General features: G+C 62.8%; 5 protein-coding genes and 1 pseudogene. 5 read left to right on the plus strand and 1 reads right to left on the minus strand.

Features of this window, described 5'->3' with window-relative positions; all coding sequences use genetic code 11:
• The 4 genes and pseudogenes from QOC89_RS07865 to moaE all read left to right on the plus strand — a co-directional run.
• Positions 1–199 (plus strand): annotated as a pseudogene (locus QOC89_RS07865) (threonine synthase); the annotation flags it as partial.
• A gap of 480 nt (positions 200–679) precedes the next feature.
• The gene (glp, locus tag QOC89_RS07870) at positions 680–1,915 is read left to right on the plus strand and encodes a gephyrin-like molybdotransferase Glp (RefSeq protein ID WP_323044515.1); all 1,236 of its coding nucleotides are present in this window, start codon (positions 680–682) and stop codon (positions 1,913–1,915) included.
• Positions 1,916–1,941: 26 nt separating this feature from the next.
• Positions 1,942–2,199, plus strand: coding sequence for a molybdopterin converting factor subunit 1 (moaD, locus tag QOC89_RS07875; protein WP_323044511.1), 258 nt, complete (start codon positions 1,942–1,944; stop codon positions 2,197–2,199).
• A gap of 96 nt (positions 2,200–2,295) precedes the next feature.
• Positions 2,296–2,772, plus strand: coding sequence for a molybdopterin synthase catalytic subunit MoaE (gene moaE, locus QOC89_RS07880; RefSeq protein WP_323044512.1), 477 nt, complete (start codon positions 2,296–2,298; stop codon positions 2,770–2,772).
• Between the two features lie 108 nt (positions 2,773–2,880).
• Here the strand turns inward: moaE and QOC89_RS07885 are convergent, their stop codons facing one another.
• The gene (locus QOC89_RS07885; RefSeq protein WP_323044513.1) at positions 2,881–3,426 is read right to left on the minus strand and encodes a group III truncated hemoglobin; all 546 of its coding nucleotides are present in this window, start codon (positions 3,424–3,426) and stop codon (positions 2,881–2,883) included.
• 304 nt (positions 3,427–3,730) lie between these two features.
• Here QOC89_RS07885 and QOC89_RS07890 point away from each other — a divergent pair, with 304 nt between their 5' ends.
• The gene (locus QOC89_RS07890) at positions 3,731–4,222 is read left to right on the plus strand and encodes an Rrf2 family transcriptional regulator (protein WP_323044514.1); all 492 of its coding nucleotides are present in this window, start codon (positions 3,731–3,733) and stop codon (positions 4,220–4,222) included.
• The last annotated feature ends 108 nt before the right edge of the window (positions 4,223–4,330 follow it).

Consider the following 4,330-nt stretch of genomic DNA (forward strand, 5'->3'; position numbering starts at 1 on the left):
GCAGGCGGGCATTCCGATGATCGTGCTGGAGACGGCGCAACCGATCAAGTTTGGCGAAACGATCCGCGAGGCGCTGCAACGCGAACCGGAGCGCCCAACCGCCTTTGAGGGTCTGGAGTCGTTACCGCAGCGCTTCGAAGTATTGCCGGCAGACGTGCAGCGCGTAAAGGACTACATCGTCGCCAACACAGCGGAGTAAACCGACGAGTATGGAGCGCGACAAAGTCGCGCCCCAAAGGACCGGCACACCAGCTTCGGGAAAACCGCGACGGCGCGCGCAGCGCCGCCGGAAGAATGACTGCTGTGTCACTGACGCGGAGTGTGCGAGAGCACGGATTCCAGATGCACCACTACCGTGGCTGCGCGGGGGACCCACTTAAGAGCTAGCGGTTTGAGCTGCTTTCTTTTGCCTACTTTTCTTTGCAGCAGGCAAAGAAAAGTAGGTGCCTGCCCCGCACAGGGGCGACGCTAATAGACCGACAACAAATCAAGGAAAGGCCAACACAACGAGCGCAGAGCCAATGAACGCCGACAGGCCAAAAGATCAGCAAAAAGCCGCCGCAGGCAAAAAACCCGCACCATAACTCCCGGCGCGCCAGCGCCCACACCCCGCTACAATATTCCTTTAAAACCCGCATCTCCGAGATCAAAGATGTCCACCCCAACGCCTCGCGCTCCGATGCTCTCCACCGCCGAAGCCCTGGCGACATTACTGAACGCAGCGCACCCGATCAACGACACGGAATCGATCCCCACGCTGGAAGCGTTAAACCGCGTTCTGGCCAAAGACGTCACTTCGCCGCTCGACGTGCCCCCCATGAACACGAGTTCAATGGACGGCTACGCGCTCCGTACAGAAGATCTCAAAGCGCACGGCAACCGCCTGCCAATTTCCCAACGCATCCCGGCCGGCCACGCGCCCGCGCCGTTAAAACCAGCCACGGCAGCCCGCATCTTCACGGGCGCCACAGTGCCGCCGGGCGCCGACACGATCGTGATGCAGGAACAAACCGAGACCGCGGGCAACGAGGTCACGATCCTGCATAGCCCCGCCGCGGGCGAATGGATCACGGCCCAAGGCGCGGACATCCGCGGCGGCTCGGTCATTCTCCCCGCGGGCACACGTCTCACACCGCAAGCATTGGGGCTCGCCGCCTCGGTCGGCTGCGCAGAACTCGAAGTACGCCGCCGCGTAAAAGTCGCCGTGTTCTTCACCGGCGACGAACTGACCATGCCCGGCGAGCCGCTGAAACCCGGCGCGATCTACAACTCGAATCGTTTCACGCTGCGCGGCCTACTGGAAAAACTAGGCTGCGACGTGACCGACTACGGCATCGTCCCCGACAAGCTCGACGCTACCCGCGCAACGCTGCGCGAAGCCGCGCAGGCGCACGATCTGATCCTCACCTGCGGCGGCGTCTCGGTAGGCGAGGAAGATCACGTCAAGCCGGCAGTCGAGGCGGAAGGGCGCCTGTCGATGTGGCAGATCGCGATGAAACCGGGCAAGCCGCTCGCGTTCGGCGCAGTGCGCCGTGCCGCGCGGCAAACAGACGCGGCGGGAGACGCCTCGGGCGAAACCTTCTTCATCGGCTTGCCGGGCAATCCCGTCTCCAGTTTCGCCACCTTTTTGCTCTTCGTGCGCCCGTTCATCCTGCTTCTGGCCGGCATGCAGACGGTGGCACCGCGCGCGTTGTCGCTGCGAGCGGATTTCACGCAGAGCAAGGCGGACCGCCGCAACGAATTCCTGCGCGCACGCATCAATCCGGCCGGCGGCCTCGATCTGTTTTCAAATCAGAGTTCGGCCGTGCTGACCTCGACGGTATGGGGCGACGGCCTGATCGACAATCCGCCGAACCACGCGATCAGCGCCGGCGAGACCGTGCGCTTCATTCCCTTTTCCGAATTGCTTAACTGAGGCCGGCAACAGCCGGCGGTTTTCCGATGAAGATTCAACTCCGATATTTTGCAAGCGTGCGTGAAGCGCTCAAAACAGCCGACGAAACGGTCGACGTCCCCGACGGCATCGCGACCGTCGGCGACGTGCGCGCGTGGTTGCGCGTGCGCGGCGGCATCTGGGCCGACACCCTCGCCGACGGCCGCGCGCTGCGCATGGCCTGCAATCACGTCATGACCGACGCCGGTACCCGTATTACCGAAGGCTGCGAAGTCGCGTTCTTTCCGCCCGTCACCGGCGGCTGAGCGGCGCCGCATAGTCGCATAGTCACCTAGTCGCTAAACACCGCGTTGAGCCTCGCCAGACATATCGAGCCTCGCGAATCCGCCCAGGAGCCAGAAATGCCCGTTCGCGTCCAGACGGAAGACTTCGACCTCACCGCCGAGGTCGCCGCGTTGCGCGCGCGCAATCCGAAGATCGGCGCAGTGGCCTGTTTTGTCGGCACCGTGCGCGATCTGAACGAGGGCAGCGCCGTCGAAACAATGGAGCTCGAACACTATCCGGGCATGACGGAGAAGTCGCTGGAGGCGATCGTCGTGAGCGCGCGTGAGCGTTGGCCGGGAATCGAAGTGCTGATCGTGCATCGGGTCGGCAAGCTTTATCCGCTCGACCAGATCGTGCTCGTGGCGACCACCGCCGCCCATCGGGGCGACGCCTTTGCGTCGTGCGAGTTCGTGATGGACTATCTGAAGACCCAGGCGCCGTTCTGGAAGAAAGAAAAGACCGAAGAAGGCGAGCGCTGGGTCGATGCGCGTGTCGCGGACGACGCGGCGCTGGCCCGTTGGGGCGTCGAATCGGGGAATCAGGCTGAAGATTAGCGCGCGAGCGTGTGCTCGCGGCGTGCGGTCCCTCCGGCGACCGTTGAATGGCGATGTAGCGCCCGATGATCGCCTGTTGAGCGGGCCAGAGCCTCCAAGGCGCGCACGTCACTTGCCCCGCGCTTTCCCGACGATCCGCGTGGGAAACGGCTCGCCGCTCGCTCGCGCGGCGTCGTGTGACTCCTCGTCGCCACGCGGATGCCGTTTCGGCGCGATGCGCGCCAGCAAGGCCTGCTGCTCCGCCGGAATCTTGTAATCCCAGCCGAAGCGGCTCAACTGCAAACTTTGCGCGATCCGCAGCGCCGGTTCCATGAAACGGACCGCCGCAGCCGGCTCGTAGCGCGACTCCACCGTATCCAGAAACAGATAGAGCCAGCGGCTGAAGTGCTGTGGCTCGATGCCCTCGAGCGGTTGATGCGCTTGCTGCACGTTGCCGCGGTATTGCTTCGCGCCGAGCACGAGGCTTGCCCAGAACGTGCACATCTTCGGCAGGTGGTCGTCCCAACGGCCCGCCAGCGTCGCGTCGAACACGGGGCCCAGCAGCGGATCGGCCCGCACACGGTCGTAAAAGCCGTAGACGAGCTCGCGAATATTCGCCTCAGTAGGCTCGGCGGCGCGCTCGACAACCGGTGCGGCAGGGAAAGACGGATTCATGCAAGTTCCAGATACACGGTTATTCAGTATGAATCGCGCCTACAACGCGAGCGCGAGTCAGAAACGACCTCAAACCCTCTCCAGATGAAAGGAAGTAGGCCACGAATACCCTGCTTTTCGTAAGAATGGCCGGTGGGCAAAACGTTACCATTGCTGCCGAAAGACAAACAGCGACTGTCAGCGCAGAATAAGAAAACATGCGTAACGCCCGCATCTTAGGGCGAAGCGACGGCCCCCGGCAACCCTTGCATCGACGCGGTTATCCCCCGGATCGCGGCTTGCGCTCATCGTGACACCTGCACTTATGAGACTGACCGACTATACGGATTACGCACTCCGAGTTCTCTTGTACCTCGCCGTCCGTGGCGAGGGCTTATCGACCATCCAGGACATCTCGGACGCGTACGGCATCTCCAAGAATCACTTGATGAAGGTGGTTCAGCAACTCGGCGAACTCGGCTGGGTCGAGACCGTACGAGGGCGCAACGGCGGCTTGCGGCTCGTCGAACAAACTAATGCCTTGACCGTGGGCGAGATCGTGCGGGCCACGGAAAGCGACTTTGCGCTGGTCGGCTGTTTCCCGGATCAGCAAGGTGAGCGCCGGGCCTGTGTGATTACACCGCACTGCCGCCTGCGCGGCGCGCTCGAGGCGGCGCGCAACGCATTCCTCGCCGAACTTGACCGCCACACGATCGGCGAGGTTGCGGGACCACATGGGCCGCTGGCTGCGCTGCTCGGTTTAGGCACCGTCATCCCGATCGTGCCAGCCGACGAGGGCGCGGCGCCCCTTGCTTAAAAGCGGCCAGCAAGTTTTCGCGCGTCAAATGTTAAATAGTTGTCGTCGGTTGCAAAAAAGCGCTTGAAACCTGCGCAAAACGCCTCATTTTGGTGGTAATCGAAAATT

The sequence above is a fragment of the Paraburkholderia sp. genome (genome assembly GCF_034668105.1).
GTDB lineage: Bacteria > Pseudomonadota > Gammaproteobacteria > Burkholderiales > Burkholderiaceae > Paraburkholderia.